Raw genomic sequence first — 21765 nt, forward strand, 5'->3', positions numbered from 1 at the left:
GGCCAATTTTGGGCGGGGTAAGGCTTGGGCTAGCTTACTCCGCACACAATAGACAAGGGGATACCCGTTAAATAAGTCCTTTTTGCGTAAAGGTGATCCGGGTCGCTTCGTTCAAGTCCATGTCTTTTAATTTTTCAGGGGACACCCAGGTGATTTCCTGGAATTCTTCATTGAAGGTAATTTTTCGGTTAGCACTAATACAATCAAAGATAAGATAAATCATATAAATTTCTTCAGTAGTGCCGTCCTGATAGGTTTTAGTTCGAGTATCGTCACGGAATGCCCACGGTCGAATGTCAGTGATATTAAGCTCTTCACCCAATTCTTCCATGATTTCACGCCTTAGCGCGGTTTCCATCGTTTCACCCGGTTCCATGCCACCGCCAGGCAGCGCCCACTGTCCCGGAAAAACCCCACGGTCCGATGCCATTTTACAAAGCAGAAACTCACCGTTATTTTGGATAACAGGACACACGATTATTCTCTGGCGCATTTTAGCTCCTTAAAAACGTTGTTTTCTGAATTATCATATCAGAAAAAGCCTCAATATCATCAGGATGGTTACATACCATCACTCGCTGGCGAAGATGCTCTGGCAGGTTATCGAGGTATGCTGGCCGGTTATCCAAGTACTTTTCTTTTTCTCACTCGGAAACGCTTTCTAGCCTTAAAATGTGAATTTCATCACTCATTAATATTACGTTAAGAGCAACATTGGCCTTATCCCTCTCGCTGAAAGAGGACCAACTCATGGATATTTGGGGAAATCGTTTTTTTGAAGATTTATTTTAAAAAAAATATGTGTGTTGCTTTTAAAGTTATTTTTATACCAGGAGGACAGAATCGGATTTAACAGAGGTGAAGTAGTTGTGCTTTTAGATGGAACGATTTTGATACTACGCGTTGGCTTTAACAGGAAGACAGCGGGAGATGTTGAGCATTAAGAAACCCAATGCATTCTGGATGGGAATGCATTGGGTGGCTGAAGCATGCTATGAAATCAGAATGCCGTCTTACAAAAGCCCGTCATCTCTTTCAGGCCCATTTCACGGCCAAGTTCAGTCATCGGGTGAACCACCACCAGGCCACGGACGCTTTTCTTCAGCTTGCCCATGTCGGCCTGCTCTTTTTTGGTGATCGCGCGGCGGTGCGGCATATCCATCAGCTTCTGCGCTTCTTTGCTCAGCTTCTGGCCTTTAACTTCGCGCAGGCGCTCAATTTCTGCTTCCAGCTTTGTGACCTCTTTTTCCAGTTCGGCGTACTTCTCGGCGGAATCAACCAGCGAGAGGCCCGCCATCTGGTGACGGATCAGATCCAGACGGTCGCTCAGGCGTTTAATCTCGTTCTTTTCGACTTCTTTCATAACACATACTCTAAATTCGGGGGATTTACCGGGAAGGATACAACAAAGTGCGCAGGCTTACTTCTGAAACGCTTTTTTTAAGCTGATTCGTGAAATCAGCTCAGTCAGGGAAAGGACCATGGTAGAGCGAACAACTTGCTGATAACGCAGCTTTTGCATCGCATACAGCTCAGGATCGCTGTTATCGAAGTGGGGTGCCGGGGGCAGGGCGGTCACGCAGTGCAGCTCGCCGAACGGCCCGAGGATCTCATCATCGGTAAAGGCGTATTCATTACCGTCATGATTTAACTCTTCGCGCAACGCCATCATCAGCTCGGCATCTTCATACTCGGGCCTGCTCAGCACGCCAAGACCGTAGATCAGCTTCAGGCGCACCGATAAATCGCCCAGCGGTCCGTCGCCGTCCAGTAACGGTTCTACAGCATATTTTACCGCGTAGTCGTCTTTGCGGAACACCTGAAGCACCAGAATGTTCACTGCCTCGGTCAGTAACTCGACGGCAGCAATCAGGAAGCTTCGTACGGTTTTGCCAGCATTCAGACGCTCAAGCACACGGTTTTCAAAGGCCTGGGTTTGTTCCATTATTGCCTGCATATCTGACAATCTGTAATTTGGGCGCAGGCTAACCTGCGCCGCATTCTGCATCATTTGGTTGCGTTATAAGCGTTAACCGCCTCCACGACCACGTTGCTGTTGGCGTCCAGACCAGAGATCTGCGCCAGCGCAGCCTGAGGGCCTTCATCGCCAATCAGTTGCGCCAGTTCCTGTGCCTGCGGGTCCTGCTCGCTGCGATAGTGCATTGCGGCGGCAATCCCTTTCACCAGGTTGGCATGCGGCAGACCGTATTCCAGCGTACCCAGCAGCGGTTTAATCAGACGGTCACCCGCGCTCAGTTTGCGCAGAGGCTGACGTCCCACGCGCTCGACGTCATCTTTCAGGTACGGATTCTCAAAACGCCCGAGGATTTTCTGAATGTAGGCTGCATGTTTATCGGCATCAAAACCGTAGCGTTTAATCAGCACCGCGCCGCTCTCTTCCATTGCGCCTTTCACCACCGCACGGATGTTCTCATCAAGGATTGCATCACGGATGGTCTGATGACCGGCCAATTTGCCGAGGTACGCGGTTATAGCATGCCCGGTGTTAAGCGTGAAGAGTTTACGTTCGACAAATGCCATCAGGTTGTCGGTTAATTCCATTCCCGGAATGGTCGGCAGCGCGCCTTTAAACTGGGTTTTATCAACGATCCACTCGCTGAAGGTTTCAACGGTGACTTCCAGCGGATCGTGGGTAGCCGATTCTGACGGCGGAACGATGCGGTCCACGGCGGAGTCAACAAAACCGACGTGCGCCTCAACCCAGGCCTTGTCTTCGTCCGCCACGGCGGCCATGACGTGGGCCTTCAGCTGCGTGGTGCCGCGCACCATGTTCTCACAGGCGATAATGTTCAGCGGCGTTTCAATGCCCTGCGCTTTACGTTTTGCCAGGCCTTTCGCCACGGCAGGGGCAATGCGCTCCAGCACAACCGGGCCGACGGCGGTGGTGACCAGGTCAACGTGGGCGATAAGGTCGATAACCTCGTCGCCAATGCTGCTCACCGCATCCACGCCAGACACCGTCTCAACCTGTTCGTTTTCGCCGACAACGTGGACCTGGTAGCTATGACGGGCATTCAGGGCGTCGAGCACCACCTGGTTCACATCGGCGAATGTCAGCGTAATGCCTGCGTCTGCCAGCAGTTTGCCGATAAAACCACGACCGATATTACCTGCGCCAAAATGTAATGCTTTCATAGTGTTAACCTTCATTAATGTTTTTACCCGAGAGGGCTGGGGTGAGGAACTTTTCCCCTCACCCTAGCCCTCTCCCCAACGGGGAGAGGGAAGAGAACGGACTTACTTGTTCAACAGCGCCAGCACTTCTTCTACGCTGGTGGTGTTGGCCAGACGCTCGATGACGGTGTCGTCATCCAGGGCGTTGGTCAGGCTGGTAATCACCTGGATGTGCTCGTTGTTGCGAGCGGCGATACCAATCACCAGACGGGCGATGTCATCTTCTTCTTCACCGAAGCGTACGCCCTGCGGATACTGGCAGAACACGACGCCGGTTTTCAGCACGCGGTCTTTCGCTTCAACCGTACCGTGTGGAACCGCAATGGATTCGCCGAGGTAGGTTGGCGTCAGTTTTTCACGTTCCAGCATCGCTTCAACGTATTCTGGCTGAACGTACCCGCCAGCAACCAGCTGCTCACCCGCGAAGCGAATGGCGTCTTCTTTCGTGGCAGCGGTACGGCCAAGGAAGATGTTTTCCGCGCCCAGTCTGAACAGGTGCGCATTGCTCTCGTCAAAGCTGTCCTGCAGGCTGGTACGCACTTTCACTTCATTATCTTCGTGACGCTGCGCAGCAACCAGACGTTCGGTCAGGCTGGCGTACAGGCCGCTGTCGAGGAAGTTGGTCAGCGAAATGTGCTGTGCCTGAGGCACCTGGCGCATCGCACGCTCGGTCAGATCGCGGTGCGTAATCACCAGGTCAACGTCCGGCGGCAGGCTGTTGATCGCGCTGTTGGTGACGGAGATGTTGGTCAGGCCCGCATCCTGCACTTTCTTACGCAGTACGCCTGCACCCATTGCGCTGGAACCCATACCGGCGTCGCAGGCAACGATGATTTTACGTACGTGGCTCAGGTCGTTAGAGACATCGCCAGCCGCCAGCGGCGTTGCGCCTTTGGATTCTGCTTTCATGTCATGCATACGACGGGTTGCCGCTTCGATATCGTCTTCTTCTTTCACCTTGCTGGTTTTCAGCAGGATAGCCGAGACCACGAAGGAGACCGCCATCGCTGCACAGATAGCGGCGATGTTAGCGAAGTAAGCGCCTTTCGGGGTCATCGCCAGTACCGCCAGGATAGAGCCTGGAGAGGCTGGAGAAACCAGACCACCACCGAGCACGCTCAGCGTGAATACGCCAGTCATACCGCCGAGGATAACGGCCAGGATCAGACGTGGGTTCATCAGCACGTACGGGAAGTAAATTTCGTGGATACCGCCCAGGAAGTGGATGATTGCCGCGCCGCCCGCAGACTGTTTTGCACTGCCGCGACCAAAGAACATGTACGCCAGCAGAACGCCCATACCCGGACCCGGGTTCGCTTCAATCAGGAAGAAGATGGACTTGCCAAGGTCATGCGACTGCTGGATACCCAGCGGGGAGAAGATACCGTGGTTAATGGCGTTGTTGAGGAACAGGATTTTCGCCGGTTCAACAAAGATAGACGCCAGCGGCAGCATGTCGTGCGCCACCATGAAGTTAACGCCTGCCGCCAGAATTTTGGACAGAACTTCAACCGCAGGGCCAATGCCGAGGAACGCCAGAATTGCGAGGATCATCCCGATGATGCCCGCAGAGAAGTTGTTCACCAGCATTTCGAAGCCGGACTTAATCTTACCATCCACCCAGACGTCGAATTTCTTAATCGCCCAGCCGCCCAGAGGACCGGCAATCATCGCGCCGAGGAACATCGGCATATCCGCGCCGACGATCACGCCCATGGTCGTAATGGCACCCACTACGCCACCGCGATCTCCGCCGACCAGACGACCACCGGTATAACCGATGAGCAGCGGCAGCAGATAGGTAATCATTGGGCCAACAAGTTTCGCCAGCGTTTCGTTAGGCAACCACCCTGTCGGAATAAACAATGCGGTGATAATACCCCACGCGATAAACGCGCCGATATTTGGCATCACCATGTTGCTGAGAAAACGACCAAAGCTTTGAACTTTGATCTTGAAATCGGATGACATAAAACACCCCTTCTTATGTTTACGCTTAGGCTTACGGCCCGAGGTTTATCGTTAATGTGCGGCGGCAGAGGTAGCCGGGCCCTGTTCTGATGCTGTGAAATCTGGCATTGAATCGTTCAACTGTCCAGACACCGAAAATTTGTGTGATCTCAATCACGTAAATGTAGGGGGTATGCCATTTAATGAAGTGATCGCGATCACATAACGCGTGCATAAAAAAAATACAACGGGCATAAAATAAGCAAAATACCCGGTGTTTTGTGATTCTCATCACATTTGCTCGCCGCGTGTTTGTTTCGGTATTGTGATTGAATTCACAAAATATTTGCATGCAGATTTGTCCTGATGCGCTCGGCCATCAACTCTGCATTCGGGTTTGCCTTAAACGGCCGATCACACCCAAAGCTAAACGAGACACTCTTTTTGTGGTATGGCGAAAAGGCGAAACCTGGATTACGCTCATAATGTAAGTTTATATGACAATTATTCAGCCTGTATTTTGACACGCTGATAAACTTGCATGGAGATATAAAAAAACTACTCCCCGGCTCATAAATATCATTTCTGAAAGTGATGTCTAATGAATTAATTTGTGTGCATACCTTTTTATTACATTAATGCGTTGTCGTCGTGTGAGTGAGGAAATTATGTTTCTCAACTATTTTGCGCTGGGCGTATTGATTTTTGTCTTTCTGGTTCTGTTTTATGGAATCATTGCCATTCATGATATTCCTTATAACATGGCCAAAAAGCGTAACCATCCACATGCCGATGCCATCCACACGGCCGGGTGGATCAGCCTGTTTACCCTCCATGCCATCTGGCCGTTTCTGTGGATTTGGGCCACGCTATACCAGCCAGAACGCGGCTGGGGGATGCAGAACCACATGCAGCCTCCCGAGCGAACCCCGGATGTCGAAGCCCTGGCTAAACGCGTCGCTCACCTTGAGCAAAAACTGGCTTCAGTGCACGTCCCGGCTGAAAAGACTACGCGGGAGCGCTAATCATGGATTTATTAATTATCCTGACTTACGTGGCATTTGCCTGGGCCATTTTTAAAATATTTCGAATTCCGGTAAATCAATGGACGCTCGCCACAGCGGCGTTGGGTGGAGTGTTTATTGTTGCTGGCCTTATCTTATTAATGAATTATAACCACCCCTATACATATACGGCGCAAAAAGCCGTTATCTCTATTCCGATTACCCCGCAGGTCACGGGCGTGGTCAATAACGTCACGGATAAAACTAACCAGCTCATTAAAAAAGGTGAGGTGTTATTTACGCTCGACCCGGTACGTTATCAGGCGCGCGTCGACCGGCTTCAGGCGGACCTGGTGACCGCCACCTACAATATCAGCGTGTTAAAAGCACAGCTCTCTGAAGCGCAGGCCAATACCACCCGCGTCTCCGCTGAGCGTGACCGTCTGTATAAAGACTATCAGCGCTACCTGAAAGGCAGCCGGGCAAAGGTTAACCCTTTCTCCGAAAGCGACATTGATAATGCGCGGCAAAATTATCTGGCTCAGGATGCGATGGTTAAAGGCACTGTGGCCGAGCAGATGCAGATCCAAAGCCAGTTAGACAGCGTGGTGAATGGAGAGCAATCGCAGATTGTGTCCCTGCGCGCGCAGCTGGCTGAAGCCAAATACAACCTTGATCAGACCACCGTGCGTGCGCCGAGCAATGGCTACGTGACGCAGGTGCTGATCCGCCCGGGGACGTATGCGGCGGCGCTGCCGCTGCGCCCGGTGATGGTCTTTATCCCTGAACAAAAACGTCAGATTGTCGCGCAGTTCCGCCAGAACTCGTTGCTGCGCCTGAAGCCGGGCGATGAGGCCGAGGTGGTCTTTAACGCGCTGCCGGGGCAGGTATTCACCGGTAAACTCACCGGGATCCTGCCCGTGGTTCCCGGTGGCTCATACCAGGCACAGGGCGCACTGCAATCGCTGTCAGTCGTGCCCGGCTCGGATGGTGTCCTTGCGCTGATCGAACTTAAGCCGGACGCTCAGGTTGATGCCCTTCCCGATGGCATCTATGCCCAGGTGGCGGTTTACTCCGATCACTTCGCGCACGTCTCCGTGATGCGTAAAGTGCTGCTGCGGATGACCAGCTGGATGCACTATCTCTACCTCGATCACTGATCTTCACGGGCAGGAATGCGATACGCATACCTGCCTTTTTCCATCGATTGTTCCATACTGACGTTTTTCGCGGCATCAAGGATCAGGCAATGAAACTCGTCGGCAGCTATACCAGTCCCTTCGTGCGTAAAATTTCAATTCTCCTGCTGGAGAAGGGGATTGCGTTTGAATTCGTAAATGAACAGCCTTACAACGCCGAAAACGGCGTGGCGCAGTACAATCCGCTGGGAAAAGTCCCGGCGCTGGTGACGGATGAGGGCGAATGCTGGTTTGATTCCCCAATTATTGCGGAATACATCGAACTGCTGGGGATCGCGCCCGCGATGCTGCCAGCCGATCCGAAAGCGGCGCTGGCGATGAAGCAAACAGAAGCCCTGGCGGACGGCATTATGGACGCGGCACTTGCCTCCGTGCGCGAGCAGGCAAGGCCAGCAGCCCAGCAGTCGGAAACGGAGCTGCTGCGTCAGCGGGAAAAAATCAGCCGCAGCCTGGACCATTGTGAACAGCTGATCCGGGACGGGAAAATTCAGAATGACGATCTCAACCTGGGAACCATTGCCATTGCCTGCGCCATTGGCTACCTCAACTTCCGCCGGGTTTCGCCTGGCTGGTGCGTAGACCGTCCGCTGCTGGTGAAGCTCGCTGAGACCCTTTTCCAGCGCGAAAGCTTTGCCCGTACCGAACCGCCAAAGGCTTGATGCGGGTTATAACACTTAGCGGCCAGAGGCGTTACAATCCCTCCCATGTTAACTCCCTCTCCCGTCGGGAGGGGGGATGATATCCATTCGCCGGGCGCATCCATGACTACTCATCGTTCTCTCTACAGCCACATTCCTGCTACCGATCGGCTTCTGCGTGATCCCCACTTCTTAACCGTCGTCGACCGTTTCGGCCATACCGCGACGGTCGATATGCTGCGTCTGCTTCAGGAAGAGGTGCGGGAACATATTCAGGCAGAGAATGCCTTACCGGACTGGTGCGCGGACTGGGGGCAGGAGGCGGAACGGCGGCTGACGGCTAACGCGCAGGGTGCTCTGCGTCCGGTGTTTAACCTGACGGGAACGGTGCTGCATACCAACCTGGGTCGTGCGCAGCAGGCCGAAGAGGCGGTCGCGGCGGTTGCTCAGGCCATGCGTTCGCCGGTCACGCTGGAGTATGATCTGGATGGCGCTGGCCGGGGCCATCGCGATCGGGCGCTGGCGGATTTGCTCTGCCAGCTCACTGGTGCCGAAGACGCCTGCATCGTGAATAACAACGCGGCGGCTGTGCTGCTGATGCTGGCAGCGACGGCCAGCGGCAAAGAGGTAGTGGTCTCGCGTGGTGAGCTGGTGGAGATTGGCGGTGCGTTCCGCATCCCGGATGTCATGCGTCAGGCGGGCTGTGCGCTGCACGAAGTGGGCACCACCAATCGCACCCATGCAAAAGATTATCGCGCGGCGGTCAACGAAAATACCGCGCTGCTGATGAAGGTCCACACCAGCAATTACCATATTGAAGGTTTCACTAAAACGGTCGACGAGGCCGAACTGGCCGCTATCGGGCGTGAACTGAACGTGCCGGTTATTGCCGATCTCGGCAGCGGTTCGCTGGTGGATTTAAGCCAGTACGGGCTGCCGAAAGAGCCGATGGTACAGGAGACGATTGCGGCAGGCGTAAGTCTGGTGAGCTTCTCCGGCGATAAACTGCTGGGCGGGCCGCAGGCCGGGATCGTCGTCGGCAAACGTGAGCTGATTGCGAAGCTGCAACAGCATCCGCTCAAGCGCGCGCTGCGTGCCGACAAAATGACCCTCGCGGCGCTTGAAGCGACGCTGCGGCTCTACCTCCACCCGGAGAAGCTGGCCGAACGGCTGCCAACGCTGCGTCTGCTGGCGCGGGATGCCGCCTCGATTCGTGCGCAGGGCGAGCTACTGCTGTCGCAGGTTGCCCCGCACTATGCCGGGTTTGACGTGCGCGTTGAATCTTGCCAGTCGCAGATTGGCAGCGGCTCGCTGCCGGTAGACAGACTGCCGAGCGCCGCGCTGACGTTTACACCACGCGACGGACGCGGCAGCCAGCTTGAGGCGTTATCGGCCCGCTGGCGCGCGCTGCCTGCGCCGGTTATCGGACGCATATACGACGGACGCATGTGGTTAGACCTACGCTGTCTTGAAGATGAAGAGCAGTTTCTGGAGATGCTGTTGAAATGATTATTGCCACCGCCGGTCACGTTGACCACGGAAAAACCACCCTGCTGCAGGCCATTACCGGCGTGAATGCTGACCGCCTGCCGGAAGAGAAAAAACGCGGCATGACCATCGATCTGGGCTATGCCTACTGGCCGCAGCCGGATGGTCGCGTGCTGGGCTTTATTGATGTGCCGGGGCACGAAAAGTTTTTGTCGAACATGCTGGCCGGGGTCGGCGGCATCGATCATGCGCTGCTGGTGGTGGCCTGCGATGACGGCGTGATGGCGCAAACCCGTGAACATCTGGCGATCCTACAGCTCACGGGCAATCCGCAGCTCACCGTTGCCCTCACCAAAGCCGACCGCGTGGATGACACGCGCAGGGACGAGGTCAGGGAGCAGGTGCAGGGCGTGCTGCGCGAATACGGTTTTGCCGATGCGCCGCTTTTTGTCACCGTGGCGACCGAGGGGCGCGGGATTGATGCCCTGCGCGACCATTTGCAGCAGCTGCCGTCGCGCCAGCGCGCGAGCCATCACCGCTTTCGCCTGGCCATCGACCGGGCGTTTACCGTCAAAGGGGCGGGTCTGGTGGTCACAGGCACCGCGCTGAGCGGAGAAGTGAACGTCGGCGATACGCTCTGGCTGACGGGCGTGAATAAGCCGATGCGCGTGCGTGGTCTGCATGCCCAGAATCAGCCGGTGGAACACGCCCATGCCGGGCAGCGCATCGCGCTGAACATTGCGGGCGATGCTGAAAAAGACCGCCTTAACCGTGGCGACTGGCTGCTATCCGCTGCGCCACCGGAGCCGTCTGAACGGGTCATTGTCTCTCTGCACAGCTTCACGCCGCTGACGCAGTGGCAGCCGTTGCACATCCATCATGCCGCCAGCCATATTACCGGGCGGGTATCGCTGCTGGAAAACAACCTCGCCGAGCTGGTACTTGATTCCCCGCTGTGGCTCGCGGATAACGACCGCCTGGTGCTGCGCGATATCTCGGCGCGGGAAACGCTGGCCGGGGCGCGGGTGGTGACGCTGGATCCGCCCCGTCGCGGGAAACGTAAGCCGGAATACCTGCAATGGCTGGCGGCGCTGGAGCAAGCCGACGATGATAAAGCCGCGCTGCTAACGCATCTCGAACGCGGCGCGGTAAACCTGAGTGATTTCGCCTGGGCGCGCCAGCTGAGCGGTGAAGGCCTGGGGGAACTGACGCAGGAAGAGGGCTTTATCCAGGCCGGAAACAGCCTGCTCAATGCCCCGGTCGCAGCACGCTGGCAGCGTAAAGTGTTGAACACGCTCGCCACCTACCACCAGCAGCATCAGGATGAACCCGGTCCGGGGCGCGAGCGCCTGCGTCGCATGGCGCTGCCGATGGAAGATGAAGCGCTGGTGCTGCTGCTGATTGAAAAAATGCGCGAAAGCGGCGCGATCAAAAGCCACCACGGCTGGCTGCACCTGCCGGAACACAAAGCCGGCTTCACCGCCGAGCAAGAGGCCATATGGCAAAAAGCGGCGTCGTTGTTCGGCGATGAGCCGTGGTGGGTGCGCGATCTTGCGCGAGAAACCCACACCGACGAGCAGACCATGCGTCAGGTCTTACGGCATGCGGCGCAGCAGGGGCTGATTGTGGCGATCGTGAAAGATCGTTATTACCGCAACGATCGCATTCTGGCGTTTGCAAACCTGATCCGCCATCGCGATCGGGTGCAGGGGTCAACCTGTGCGGCGGACTTCCGCGACCAGCTGAACGTGGGGCGCAAGCTGGCGATTCAGATCCTCGAATATTTCAACCGGACAGGTTTTACGCGTCGTCGGGGCAACGATCATCTGCTTCGCGACGCGCAGCTGTTCCCGGAACAAGGTGAGGCGCGTTAAGCGCGGTTCTGCTTTGCCAGCCAGACGGCTCCCAGGCGGCCCGCCTGATTGCCCAGTTTACACGGCAGGATCGGCACCTTGAGCGCCTCCCACTCCTCAAAACGCTGTAAATACTTATCGAGCAGGAGATAGACTTTCTCCTGCTCGCTGATGCCGCCACCAATCAGCACCGCCTGCGGATCAAACATGGAGATCACGCTGTAGACGCCGCGGGACAAAAAATGCGCCCACTCTTCAATGGCCTCACGCAGATGAACGTCGCTGTCCATACGTTTAAACAGCTCTTCACCGTGGGGCATTTCATCTTCGCTGAGCCGTAACGCGCGACTGCAGGCCTTCATCAGGCCGCTGGCAGACGCCACCTCGTGCATGCATTCGCCGTTATTGCCGACGGGAAGCACGCCAAATTCACCCGCCCGATAGTGCGAGCCGCGATAAAGGTCGCCTTCCATCACGATCCCACCGCCGATACCCGTGCCGATGGTGATGCAGACGAAATGCTCGTAATCTTTCCCTGCCCCTTGCCAGCGTTCGCCCAGCGCCGCGCAGTTGGCGTCATTTTCGATGGTCACGGGCAGGTCGGTCAGCTCTGCAAAAAGCGCACACAGGTTTTTGCCGTCAAGATACTCAAGCGCGCCTGCTTTCGCCGCTTCGCCGGTATGGTGATTGATATGGCCTGGAAAGCTCACCCCGATGCCGACAACGTCATGCTCCTGCTGGTACGCTTCCACCACCGCTTTCCATTTCTGTTTAAAGGATGCTTCATCCTCCGGGGTGTCGTACTCCTCAGACGTCAGTTCCTTGCCGTTTTCATCAATCACGCCGTGTTTGATGTGGGTTCCGCCCACGTCAAAGCCAATAAATAGCTGCATCGCATCGTTCCTCATGAGCCTTTAAGCTATTAAGTATGGCTCAGCGGCAGAAACGAAACGTAAAGTACGGTAATCCGTGATACGGCTCGTAAACCCGTCACCGGCTGGCGAGAAAATAGCCAGCCGGAACTACCCTTGATGTACACCAACAGCAAGGAGACGGTCATGACAAATAATCCTCCCTCATCGCGCATTCAGCCTGGCGAGTATGGTTTTCCTCTTAAGCTAAAACCCCGTTATGACAACTTTATCGGCGGCGACTGGGTGGCCCCCGTCGACGGCGAATACTATTCCAACCTGACGCCCGTCACCGGGCAGCCGCTGTGTGAAATTGCCAGCTCCGGCAAGCGTGATATCGATCTGGCGCTGGATGCGGCGCATAAGGTCAAGGATAAGTGGGGGCAGACCTCTGTGCAGGATCGGGCTGCCATCCTGTTTAAAATCGCCGACCGGATGGAGCAAAACCTGGAGCTGCTGGCGACAGCGGAAACCTGGGATAACGGTAAGCCGATCCGCGAAACCATGGCGGCAGACGTTCCGCTGGCGATCGACCACTTCCGCTATTTTGCCTCCTGCATCCGCGCCCAGGAGGGCGGCATCAGCGAGGTCGACAGCGACACCGTGGCGTATCACTTCCACGAGCCGCTAGGGGTGGTGGGGCAGATCATTCCGTGGAACTTCCCGCTGCTGATGGCGAGCTGGAAAATGGCCCCCGCGCTGGCAGCGGGCAACTGCGTGGTGCTCAAGCCTGCACGCTTAACGCCGCTCTCCGTGCTACTGCTGATGGAAGTGATTGGCGATCTGTTGCCGCCGGGCGTCATCAACGTGGTCAACGGCGCAGGGGGCGAAATTGGCGAATACCTGGCGACCTCAAAACGCATCGCCAAGGTGGCCTTTACCGGGTCGACGGAAGTGGGCCAGCAGATCATGCAGTATGCGACCCAGAACATCATCCCGGTTACGCTGGAGCTGGGCGGGAAGTCGCCGAATATCTTCTTTGCCGACGTGATGGATGAAGAGGATGCCTTCTTCGATAAGGCGCTGGAGGGGTTTGCGTTGTTCGCCTTCAACCAGGGCGAAGTGTGTACCTGCCCCAGCCGGGCGCTGGTTCAGGAATCGATTTATGAGCGCTTTATGGAGCGGGCGATCCGGCGCGTAGAGTCGATTCGCAGCGGCAATCCGCTGGATAGCGTGACGCAGATGGGCGCGCAGGTCTCCCACGGGCAGCTGGAAACCATCCTTAACTACATCGATATCGGTAAAAAAGAGGGTGCCGATGTGCTGACCGGTGGCCGTCGTAAGCTTCTGGGCGGCGATCTGCAGGAGGGCTACTATCTTGAGCCAACGATCCTGTCTGGCAAGAACAGCATGCGCGTCTTCCAGGAGGAGATTTTCGGCCCGGTGCTGGCCGTGACCACCTTCAAAACCATGGAGGAGGCGCTTGAAATCGCCAACGACACCCAGTACGGCTTAGGGGCTGGCGTATGGAGCCGTAACGGTAATCTGGCCTATAAGATGGGGCGCGGCATTCAGGCGGGACGCGTGTGGACCAACTGCTATCATGCCTATCCGGCGCATGCGGCCTTTGGGGGCTATAAGCAGTCAGGCATTGGGCGGGAAACCCACAAGATGATGCTGGAACACTATCAGCAGACGAAATGCCTGCTGGTCAGTTACTCCGATAAACCGTTAGGGCTGTTCTAATCATCCTGTTCAGGCCGCCCGGGGGTGGCCTGAACCAGCTGCTGGCGCAGGCAGTCAAGAATGGCGTCCAGGACGTACTGGACGCGCCAGGGCTGGTACTCGCGCTTTTTGAAAATGGCGGTGAGATCGAGCCACCACTCGTCCTGGTGTGGAAAGCAGGGGACGAGCGTCCCTTGCGTTAACTCGCTTTTCAGGCTCACTTTCGGGGCAAAAACAATGCCCAGATTATTACGGGCCAGCTCCAGCGCGGTTTGGGTATTATCGCAAATATAATTGCCGGTGACTTTATAATCACAGATGTCGTTACTGCCAGGGACGCGGAAAGGCCAGATATTGGCCTCATTAACCATCATCGAATCGATGAGAATGCAGGAGTGATCTTTTAAATCCTGTGGGCTGCTAATAGGATGTTTTTTTAAGTAATCGACCGTTGCAAACGCCGTAACGGAATACTTTCTCAACACCGTTGCCACTAAACTTTCATCTTTTGGCGGGGCGTAGGTAATTAAAATATCGCAGTCGTCGGGAAAAGAGACGCCTTCGGAGAATTCACTGCGCTCAAGATTATAGGTTTTCAACGAGAGGCGGATGTCGCCAATGTCTTCAATAAGGTGGATAACGTTGCGCGCCAGGTAGGTCACAATGCCCGTCGGGGCGTATATCGTCACTTTTCCTCGCTTCTCATGTTTATAATCAGCAATAAAATTAACGAGTTGGTTGTTCTTATCCAGCGACGCATTGATGTAGGGCAACAGCGCCTCGCCGAACGGCGTGAGCGCGAGCTGGCGCGTGGTGCGCTCGAACACCTTAAGGCCAATGCGGTTTTCAAAATCAGAGAGATATTTGCTGACGTTGGCCTGCGCCATCCCCAGCAGAGCGGCGGCATCTCCAATGCTGCGCGTTGCGGCGATGATAGAAATTATTTTTAAATCTCGCGGCTTTAACTGCAGGTTAAGCATCTTGCGTATCCATTTATATCATTGCCGATATACTATTATATAATCAGTCGCGTTGCTTTGGTAAATTTGTAACCATTATTATGCGCCTCGCTTACCTGCGTATAAATGGATTACATGGAATGACTGTTAAATATAATTTACTGATTGCTGCCGCGTTATTTTCGTCATTCTCCGCAATGGCTGGCGTTTTTTCTCTCGGGGCGGGGGCGGTATTTAATGAATCGCCTTACAAAGGGTATAACCAAAATACGACCGCCGTGCCGTTAATCAGCTATGAAGGCGATCGTTTCTATGTGCGTCAAACCACCGGTGGGTGGATTATGTGGAAGGACGATAAAAACGAACTCAGCCTCACTGCCTCCTGGATGCCCCTGCATTTTGATCCGGACGACAATGACGACCACCAGATGAAACGCCTGGACGAGCGCAAGGCATCGGCTTTCATGGGCGGCGCATATTATCGTCATGAGCGCTGGGGCAGCCTGAAACTGGCGCTCTCCGGCGACGCGATGGATGAAAGCGGCGGCACGATCGCTGAAATCTCGTATTTCCACCCGATTCGCATGGAACGCCTGATCCTGACCCCCTCCGTCGGCGTGTTCTACAGCGATAAAAGCTATAACGACTATTACTATGGCGTATCCGGCAGCGAGTCTCGCCGCTCAGGGCTGGATGATTACACCGCGAATGACAGCTGGACGCCATACGTTGGCCTGGCGGCGAAATATCAGCTGACAAAAAGCCTGTTCATCACGGCCAGCGCGGTATACACGGTCTTACCGGACGACGTGAAGAACAGCCCGATGATCGACCGCGACGACAGCGTCGCGCTGATGACCGGCGTGGCCTGGCGTTTTTGATGTCGAAAGCCGGGTGACGGTTTACGCCCTCTCTCGTGGGAGAGGGCAACAGACTACCGCTATTTAGCCTTCATCGACCCAAATCCGCATTTCCCCTTCTCCCCGGTTAGCCCAGCTAAACCACGGAATAAAGGTCAGCGTGTGTGGCTCACGATGTACCGGGGCGCGATCGTACTGCCAGAGCGCGTCTGAATTTGCCTGCGCGGCGCACCGCGCGATGCCCTCTGCCTGAATCACCATTTTATGGGCAAACATGCCTTTTCCTTCAAAAACACGGAATTCGCTGTCAGCGGGCAGGGACAGGTTGTGCAGCCCGGCGCCGTTGTCTGCTTCCTCTAGGCAATAGACCAGCGGACCGCGCTGCAACGCGACTTTACCCGCCTGCTGGCGAACCTGGGGATTACCGTACACCCGACGAACCGGCATCGGCAGCGTCAGCGTTAACACATCGCCCTCCTGCCAGCTGCGGCGCAGGTAGAGGTAGCCACGCGATACCTCACCCGTCACCGCTGCGCCGTTCAGCAATACTTCGGGGTTTTCGCACCAGTCCGGCAGCCGGAGCGCCAGCGTGTGGGTGACCGGGACGGGCGAGGCAATCTCAATGTTAACCTGCTCATGCCACGGGTAATTTCCGCTGATACGCAGCTGCAGCTGCTGGTCGCCAACCGGGACGGCGATGTCGTTCCCGACATACAGATTGATGAATAACGTTTCCGGATGAAGGGTATAGATGTAATGACCCAGCGACGTTAGCACGCGCGCAATGTTCGGCGGGCAGCAGGCACAGCCAAACCAGCGCTGGCGGACGGGTTTGACATGGTCATAAATATGGTTAAACGCCAGCGTTTTGGGATGCACTTCAAGCGGGTTCACGTAGAAAAAATGCTTACCGTCGAGCGCCATTCCGCCCAGCACCGTGTTGTATAACGCCCGCTCCATCACGTCGGCATACTGGCTGTCTGCCTCCATCTCCAGCATCCGGCGGGCAAACATCATCAGGCCGATAGAGGCGCAGCTTTCTGCATACACCGTATCGTTAGGCAGATCGTAATCGCTGCTGAAGGCCTCGCCGCTGCTTTGCGAGCCGATCCCGCCCGTGATGTACAGCTGGCGCTGGGCCATATTTCTCCACAGCCGCAGGCAATCCTGGCGTTTGCCGTCGTCGTTACTCAGGCGAGCCAGATGCGCCATGCCCGCCATCAGGTACACAAAACGCACCGCATGGCCGATAGCCGTTTGCTGTTCTGAAAGCGGCTGGTGGGCCTGGCTGTAGGCTTTGTCTTTGACCATCCAGGCCGGGCCGTAGTTATGCCAGTGCGAGGTTCTGCCGCGCTTCTCGTATTCGATATCATAGAAATGGGGCGTCGTGCCACGCGCCTCAATAAAGTAATTCACCAGCGCCATGTAGCGCGGCTCTTGCGTGACGTCATAGAGCCGCATTAGCGCCAGCTCAATTTCCGGATGGCCAGGATAACCATGCAGCTGGTTTTCCCCTGGCCCAAAGACGCTGTCGATATGGTCCGCCAGCTTACAGACGACCTCCAGCAGGCGGCGCTTTCCGGTACCCTGAAACCAGGCCACGCCCGCTTCAATCATGTGTCCGGCGCAGTAAAGCTCGTGGCATTCGGCGAGGTTGGTCCAGCGCTCGCCGGGGGCTTTGACCGTAAAGTAGGTGTTCAGATAGCCGTCCTCGCACTGCGCCGCTGCGACAAGTTCGATCACCTCATCTGCGGTTTGTTCCAGTTCGGGATCGGGTTTTTGGCACAGCGACCACGCCACGGCCTCAAGCCATTTCGTCACGTCGCTGTCCTGAAATACCATACCGTAAAACTCCCCGTCCTCCAGACCTGCCGCAATGCGGAAGTTGGTGATGGCGTGGCTTGGCTCCGCATCCGCAACGCGGTCGTTCAGCGCATTCCACTGATACGGGATCACCACGTCGCGCACCAGCCGCTGGTACTGGCCGAGAAACGGATCGTTAATTTTCAGGTTATGCAGGTTGGCTTCCATTAGGGTCATGACATTCTCCTCAGGACGAGACGTGACGCTGGCGCAGATCGGTGGCAATGCGCGACATCATCGGGTTATTAAGCCTGCACCAGCGGATAGAGATCGCCAGCAGCAGGTGGAAAAGAGCAGGGAGCAGCGTCTCCATGGCGGTAATGCCCTGCAAAGAGGCCGGCGTCTGGTTACCCGCGCCCGGCTGGTAGGCGACTGCGATGAACACCAGGCTGATGATCCCGGCGCTGGACGCCCACGCCAGCTTGATGAAAAACAGATTGAAGGCGAAGTTCATACCTGATGAACGCACGCCGTTTTTCCACTCGCCGTAGTCATCTGCGAAGGCCATCAGGGAGAAGTGCAGTGGCAGGGTAAAGCCCAGGATCACGCCGTTGCTGAGAATGACGACCAGCCAGAGCGTTTGATGGGCCGGCCCGCCCGGCAGGAACCACATACCCAGGGCAACAGCGGCCAGCACCAGGTTGGTGTAATAGTAGAGTTTGACGGTATCAATACGCCGGGACAGCGGATTGACGATCACCGCGCCCAGGATCGCCGCAAAGGTCACCATGGTGAAAAACAGTGAGGTATAAACGGTACTTCCCTGCAAAACGTAGGTGATGAAGTACATGTATCCGCCGCCGCGAATGTTAAAGACGTTTATCAGCAGAAATGACATCACCAGCATCAGCAGTAGCTGATCGTTCTTACGCAGGCCCGCGAGATGCTCGCGTAGCGTGAATTTGCCCATCAGCGCCAGCGGCACGCGCTCTCGTACCCAGAAGAAGCAGCACAGGAACATGATCACGGCGATGGCGCACAGCACGCCGACCCCAAGCTGGTAGCCACGGGCGGTGTTACCTTGCCCCAGCTCTGCGACCAGCCACGGCAGCCCAACCGAGACCAAAAACCCCGCGACGCCGCACAACACAAAGCGCCATGACTGGCAGGCGATCACTTCGTTGTGGCGGGTGGTCATGGTGTTGATCAGCGCGCAATAGGGCACGTTGATGGCGGTATAACCTACGGACAGGAGCAGATAGGTTCCGAACGCCCAGGCGATTTTGACCCCCATGCTGGCGTCCGGAACGGTAAAGGTCAGAACGCCGATAATCCCGATGGGAACCGCCACCCACAGTTGCCAGGGACGAAAACGCCCCCAGCGGCTCTGCGTGCGGTCGGCAATAACCCCCATCACCGGATCGGAAATGGCGTCAAACACGCGCAGCGCAATAAACAGTGTCCCCACCAGCGCGGGGGTCAGGCCAAAAACGTCGGTATAGAAAAAGGTCAGAAAATTCATAATTAAGCAGGTGATCACCGTTCCGCCCGCATCGCCGAGGCCATAGCCTATTTTTTCGCGAATGGATAAACGGTCATCTCTCGCCCGCTGTGCAACATCAGACTTTGTAATCGGTGTGGAAGTCATCAGGTCACTCCTCGGTAAGCGAATTTTTTTATTTTTTGCAAGGTACCTCTTTTATTTTGCATTGAACGGCTATGCCAACAAGGGAAGGGAAAAGTATAAAAAGATGACGATTCCGACCTGATGTTGAAAATGTGAGTTCGATCGAGCAGCGCTGGCACTATTTGTTATTATTCAATAAATAAACGCAATTTCTTCGGAGATAAAAGCGGAATGGTGAATATCTATGCTTGAATTATCCATAGCGCTTCCGATTAAAGTACAAAACGGAGGGTTATTTATTTCCCGGGGCGTGGGACGCCATCCGTCGCGTAAATTAACGTCGTGGGAGATTATCTTTGTCGAAAAGGGGACATTAACGATTCAGGAAGACGACAGGGTGTTTGAGGTAAAAGCGGGCGAGAGTTTACTGCTGTGGCCGGGCCGTCGACACGTGGGGACAGAAGACTTTCCCGGGGATCTGCGTTTCTACTGGCTGCACTTTGATATTGAGCGCGTTAATGAATCCCTGCCGCAGGCGTTTCCGCTCGAAATAGAGCAATATTGCGTTGTCAGGGATCCGCAATATGTCACCGCGCTATTTCGACAATTCCTGAGCGAACAGGAAAAATTACAGCGAAGCGTGGCGCTGGAAATCATCGTGCTGCTGATTTTACAGCAGGTCTCACTTTCCCGGGGCTACGAAGATAAAAGCGATGAAGCGAGTACGGCCATTGCGTGGAAAGCCAAACAGCTTATTCGCACGCAATTTCATTTGCCGCTTTCCACCTCGCAGCTGGCAAAAGCGTTGCACTGTAATGCCGATTATCTCGGCAGGGTATTTCGTAAAACCTTTCATTTAACCCTGACCGAGGCCATTCACCGCCAGCGCATCAGGGCAGCAGAAAAGCTGTTATTAAGCGATGCAGCGTCAATAACCGAGGTTGCCACCCGCTGCGGATTTAACGACGTTGGCTATTTTCGGCAGATATTCTCTAAACATACCGGGCTGACGCCCGCCGTCTGGAAACGGCGGTACTGTAAGGAACATATTAATTCCGGGTAATTACTGGCCGTAATAGGCATTCGCGCCGTGCTTGCGCAGATAATGCTTGTCGAGCAGCGCCTGCTGCATGTCCGGTAGTTGCGGTGCAAGCTGGCGCGAGAACAGGCCCATGTAGGCACACTCTTCCAGTACGACGGCATTATGTACCGCATCGGCAGCATCTTTGCCCCACGCAAACGGGCCGTGAGAGTGCACCAGCACCGCCGGAACCTGCATTGGGCTCAGGTCTCTTTCTTCAAAGGTTTTAATGATCACTTCACCCGTCTGGTACTCATATTCACCCTCAATTTCTGCCGTGGTCATCAGCCGGGTGCAGGGTATCGCGCCGTAGAAGTAGTCCGCGTGGGTGGTGCCCCAGGCCGGGAGATCTAACCCTGCCTGCGACCAGATTGTGGCGTGGCGTGAGTGGGTATGGACAATGCCGCCAATCTCCGGATAACGGCGATAGAGCGCGAGGTGGGTTGGCGTGTCTGATGAGGGTTTTTTGCTGCCTTCAACCACCTGGCCCGTGGCGATATCCACGATAACCATATCTTCGGCGGTCATCACGTCGTATTCCACGCCTGAAGGCTTAATCGCCATCAGACCGCTTTCACGGTCAACGGCGCTGACGTTGCCCCAGGTAAATGTCACCAGCCGGTGGACGGGAAGCGCCAGATTGGCCGCCAGCACTTCGGCTTTGAGTTGTTCTAACATGTCATGCCTCCTTCCTGCATACGGGCTTCAATCCAGCGGCGTGCCTGGATAATCTCCAGCACCGGTTCTTTTGCTTTTTCGGTCCACATTTCAACCAGAAACGCGCCGCGATAGTTCAGCTTCTTCAGCGTGGAAAACACGCCCACGAAATCGACGCAGCCCTCGCCAAACGGTACGTCGCGGAACTGTCCGGGACTTTGTGCGGTAACGGGCTGGGTGTCTTTCAGGTGGATAGCCGCGATACGGTCAATTCCCAGCGTCAGTTCGGCGGTGACGTCGTTGCCCCACGCGCTCAGGTTGCCGACGTCCGGATAGACGCTGAACCATGGGGATGCCAGCATCTCGTCCCACTTTTTCCACTTGCTGATAGAGTTCATAAAGGCGGTGTCCATGATCTCCACCGCCAGCATCACCTGCGCAGCAGCAGCCTGCTCAACGGCCCACGCCAGCCCTTCGGCAAAGCGCTGCTGCGTGCCTGCGTCATGCTCTTCGTAATAAACGTCGTAACCCGCCAGTTGAATGGTACGAATGCCCAAATCGCGCGCCAGCCTGATGGCTTTGGTCATGATCTCGCGGGCGCGTTCACGCACGGTTTCGTCGCGGCTGCCAAACGGAAAGCGACGATGGGCGGACAAACACATCGACGGGATCGACACGCCTGTCTCCAGCATGGCTTCGACCAGAGAGGCGCGCTGCGTAGTATTCCATTCCAGACGCGATAGTCTCTCGTCCGTCTCATCAACCGACATCTCAACAAAATCAAACCCGCAGCTTTTCGCCAGAACTAAACGTTCCGGCCAGGAGAGATCTTTCGGCAGCGCTTTTTCGTATATACCCAACGGATGCTGTCGCAT

The 21765-nt window shown here is 55.7% G+C and carries 19 protein-coding genes; 8 read left to right on the forward strand and 11 right to left on the reverse strand.

From position 1 onward, the window contains the following. Positions 1-67 precede the first annotated feature (67 nt). The 5 genes from nudI to FFS28_RS15870 form a co-directional block, all read right to left on the reverse strand. Positions 68-493 (reverse strand): nucleoside triphosphatase NudI, encoded by a 426-nt coding sequence (gene nudI, locus FFS28_RS15850; RefSeq protein ID WP_058610504.1) that lies wholly within the window; start codon positions 491-493, stop codon positions 68-70. Between the two features lie 507 nt (positions 494-1000). Then, complete coding sequence (locus FFS28_RS15855) at positions 1001-1363, reverse strand: YibL family ribosome-associated protein (RefSeq protein ID WP_006177758.1); 363 nt, start codon at positions 1361-1363, stop codon at positions 1001-1003. 57 nt (positions 1364-1420) lie between these two features. After that, positions 1421-2011 carry a mannitol operon repressor MtlR gene (gene mtlR, locus FFS28_RS15860; RefSeq protein WP_137903439.1) on the reverse strand — a complete coding sequence of 197 codons (591 nt, stop codon included), beginning with the start codon at positions 2009-2011 and terminating at the stop codon, positions 1421-1423. Continuing rightward, positions 2008-3156, reverse strand: a complete 1149-nt coding sequence (gene mtlD, locus FFS28_RS15865) for a mannitol-1-phosphate 5-dehydrogenase (protein WP_042321357.1) — start codon at positions 3154-3156, stop codon at positions 2008-2010. The genes mtlR and mtlD overlap by 4 nt, the downstream gene beginning before the upstream one ends. A gap of 102 nt (positions 3157-3258) precedes the next feature. Further along, entirely contained in the window at positions 3259-5166 is a 1908-nt protein-coding gene (locus FFS28_RS15870; protein ID WP_006177761.1) for a PTS mannitol transporter subunit IICBA, read from the reverse strand. Between the two features lie 647 nt (positions 5167-5813). Here FFS28_RS15870 and FFS28_RS15875 point away from each other — a divergent pair. From FFS28_RS15875 to selB, 5 genes are all read left to right on the forward strand, one after another. Next, positions 5814-6170: a DUF3302 domain-containing protein gene (locus FFS28_RS15875; RefSeq protein ID WP_137903440.1), complete on the forward strand. Its 357-nt coding sequence runs from the start codon at positions 5814-5816 to the stop codon at positions 6168-6170. 2 nt (positions 6171-6172) lie between these two features. After that, positions 6173-7309, forward strand: coding sequence for an HlyD family secretion protein (locus FFS28_RS15880; RefSeq protein ID WP_137903441.1), 1137 nt, complete (start codon positions 6173-6175; stop codon positions 7307-7309). A gap of 89 nt (positions 7310-7398) precedes the next feature. Next, positions 7399-8007, forward strand: a complete 609-nt coding sequence (locus tag FFS28_RS15885; RefSeq protein ID WP_088209012.1) for a glutathione S-transferase — start codon at positions 7399-7401, stop codon at positions 8005-8007. A 102-nt stretch (positions 8008-8109) separates the two neighbouring features. Then, positions 8110-9495 carry an L-seryl-tRNA(Sec) selenium transferase gene (selA, locus tag FFS28_RS15890; protein ID WP_137903442.1) on the forward strand — a complete coding sequence of 462 codons (1386 nt, stop codon included), beginning with the start codon at positions 8110-8112 and terminating at the stop codon, positions 9493-9495. Then, positions 9492-11348: a selenocysteine-specific translation elongation factor gene (selB, locus tag FFS28_RS15895; protein ID WP_137903443.1), complete on the forward strand. Its 1857-nt coding sequence runs from the start codon at positions 9492-9494 to the stop codon at positions 11346-11348. Before selA ends, selB begins: the two co-directional genes overlap by 4 nt. On the opposite strand, the gene FFS28_RS15900 is transcribed toward selB, so the two are convergent. Further along, positions 11345-12220, reverse strand: coding sequence for an ROK family protein (locus tag FFS28_RS15900; RefSeq protein WP_042321363.1), 876 nt, complete (start codon positions 12218-12220; stop codon positions 11345-11347). The two genes, selB and FFS28_RS15900, sit on opposite strands and share 4 nt — an antisense overlap. Positions 12221-12385: 165 nt before the next feature. On the opposite strand from FFS28_RS15900, the gene aldB reads away from it, so the two are divergent. After that, positions 12386-13924, forward strand: a complete 1539-nt coding sequence (gene aldB, locus FFS28_RS15905) for an aldehyde dehydrogenase AldB (protein ID WP_088209015.1) — start codon at positions 12386-12388, stop codon at positions 13922-13924. On the opposite strand, the gene FFS28_RS15910 is transcribed toward aldB, so the two are convergent. Then, the gene (locus tag FFS28_RS15910) at positions 13921-14883 is read right to left on the reverse strand and encodes a LysR family transcriptional regulator (RefSeq protein WP_137903444.1); all 963 of its coding nucleotides are present in this window, start codon (positions 14881-14883) and stop codon (positions 13921-13923) included. The genes aldB and FFS28_RS15910 overlap by 4 nt on opposite strands. Before the next feature lie 119 nt (positions 14884-15002). On the opposite strand from FFS28_RS15910, the gene FFS28_RS15915 reads away from it, so the two are divergent. Continuing rightward, entirely contained in the window at positions 15003-15743 is a 741-nt protein-coding gene (locus FFS28_RS15915; RefSeq protein WP_137903445.1) for a MipA/OmpV family protein, read from the forward strand. A gap of 63 nt (positions 15744-15806) precedes the next feature. On the opposite strand, the gene FFS28_RS15920 is transcribed toward FFS28_RS15915, so the two are convergent. Both FFS28_RS15920 and FFS28_RS15925 read right to left on the reverse strand, forming a co-directional pair. Further along, positions 15807-17762, reverse strand: a complete 1956-nt coding sequence (locus tag FFS28_RS15920; protein ID WP_137903446.1) for a glycoside hydrolase family 127 protein — start codon at positions 17760-17762, stop codon at positions 15807-15809. A 10-nt stretch (positions 17763-17772) separates the two neighbouring features. Beyond that, on the reverse strand, positions 17773-19173 hold the full coding sequence (locus FFS28_RS15925) for an MFS transporter (protein ID WP_137903447.1): 1401 nt from the start codon (positions 19171-19173) through the stop codon (positions 17773-17775). Positions 19174-19396: 223 nt separating this feature from the next. Between FFS28_RS15925 and FFS28_RS15930 the strand changes: the two genes are divergently transcribed. After that, entirely contained in the window at positions 19397-20215 is an 819-nt protein-coding gene (locus FFS28_RS15930; protein WP_137273072.1) for a helix-turn-helix domain-containing protein, read from the forward strand. On the opposite strand, the gene araD is transcribed toward FFS28_RS15930, so the two are convergent. Next, a complete protein-coding gene (araD, locus tag FFS28_RS15935; RefSeq protein WP_137903448.1) occupies positions 20216-20911 on the reverse strand; it encodes an L-ribulose-5-phosphate 4-epimerase in 696 nt (231 codons plus the stop codon). Further along, entirely contained in the window at positions 20905-21765 is an 861-nt protein-coding gene (locus tag FFS28_RS15940; protein ID WP_101736793.1) for an L-ribulose-5-phosphate 3-epimerase, read from the reverse strand. The genes araD and FFS28_RS15940 overlap by 7 nt, the downstream gene beginning before the upstream one ends.

Source organism: Enterobacter sp. 2VL, assembly GCF_005503595.1.
GTDB classification, from domain to species: Bacteria; Pseudomonadota; Gammaproteobacteria; order Enterobacterales; family Enterobacteriaceae; genus Enterobacter; species Enterobacter cancerogenus.